This window comes from Kocuria nitroreducens, from assembly GCF_042879195.1.
Lineage (GTDB): Bacteria > Actinomycetota > Actinomycetes > Actinomycetales > Micrococcaceae > Kocuria > Kocuria nitroreducens.
Window position 1 is genome coordinate 1 of the sequence record NZ_JBHZTC010000068.1, and the last position, 1,444, is coordinate 1,444.

The window sequence follows — 1,444 nt, forward strand, 5'->3', positions numbered from 1 at the left end:
GGCCCTTCACAGATGAGCATGGGTAGGTGTCTTTCTCCACGGCCGGTGTCCGCCGGCGGCGAGCAGGGCCCGTAGGCGATAGTTCTCGAAGTTCCGGAAGCCCCGGGCGACCCTGCGCATCGTCTCGATCACCCCGTTGATCGCCTCTGTCGGCCCGTTCGAAGCGCCGGCGGTGTCGAAGTAGGCCAGGATCGCCGACCGCCACCGCCGCAGAGTCCGGCCCAGGCGGGCGACCTCGGGAATCGGGCAGGTGTGGAACGCGGCGAGGATCTCGGCGACGAGCCGGCGCCCTTGCTCAGGACGGGTGTGGTAGACGGCGCGCAGCTTCTGGTAGCAGTGCCAAGCCAGGGTGACCTCGTGGTGCGGGTCCCCGGTTTCAAGCTTCGCGTTGAGCCGGGTGATCTGCTTGGCGGTGAGGTGCTCGGCACCGATCTGCAGGGTGCGCCGGATCCCGTAGAGCGGGTCGCCGGCCCGGCCGCGGTGGCCCAGGGTGTCCTGCTGCACGCGGCGACGCACCTCGTCGACGACCTGTCCGCCGAGCTTGACCACGTGGAACGCATCGAGCACCGTGATGGCCTCCGGGAGCTCGTCGCGGATGGCGTTGGCGTAGCCGTGGAACGGGTCCAGGGTCGCCGTGCGGATCCCGCTCGTGAACCTCGGCCCCTGCTCGGTGAGCCAGTCGCCGTAGGCGGCCCCGGTGCGGCCCTTGACCAGGTCCAGCAGTCGCGCCCTGGGTCGGCCGTCCTCGCCGCGGGAGTGGTCCACGATGCCGGTGACCAGCCCGGTGCCGGGCAGGCCCACGTGGCGCCAGACGTGTTCGTCCACACCCAGGGCATCCACACCGGCCAGCCGGTCCTCGGCGGCCAACTGACCCTCGATGACCGGGGCGACGGCGTCCCACACGGTGTTCCAGGCGACCCCGAGCATGTCCGCCAGGGCCGAGACCGCGATGTCGTGGGAGCGCAGCTGGGTCACCGCCCAGGCGATCGCGCGAGTGGTGAGCTTGCCCCGCGGGGCCGCCAGCTCGTGAACCTCGCTGAACGTCGTGACCTCGCAGGCAGCCTCCCAGCACCGGTAGATCCGCTTGCGCCAGGCGACCCGTACCGGCACCCCAGCACAGGGCAAGTCGTGGAGCAGGACCTGCCGACGGCCGTGACCGGTCGCAAGTACACCGCAGGACGGACAGCCCACCAGCGCCGGCAACGTCTCCACAGTCAGGATGAACGAGCGCGGACCACGATCGACGGCGAGCACATGAACGTCGGGCAGGTCGAAGAGCGCGCACGCGGGCGCGCAGATAGCATGAGACACGTCGAGGCCTTCATGGATCAGGTTGCTTGGTCGCTACCCATCCTGGAGGCCTCGACCTCTACCCAGCCCTCACAACACGCACTGCGGATCGTCCCCGCGCACCCAGCTACCCATGCTCATCTGTGAAGGGCCA

General features: G+C 69.7%; 1 protein-coding gene. It reads right to left on the reverse strand.

Translation table 11 applies throughout. The features are described from left to right. Window positions 1–6: 6 nt before the first annotated feature. Window positions 7–1,332, reverse strand: a complete 1,326-nt coding sequence (locus ACFYE1_RS17370; RefSeq protein WP_449274645.1) for an ISL3 family transposase — start codon at window positions 1,330–1,332, stop codon at window positions 7–9. Window positions 1,333–1,444: the final 112 nt, after the last annotated feature.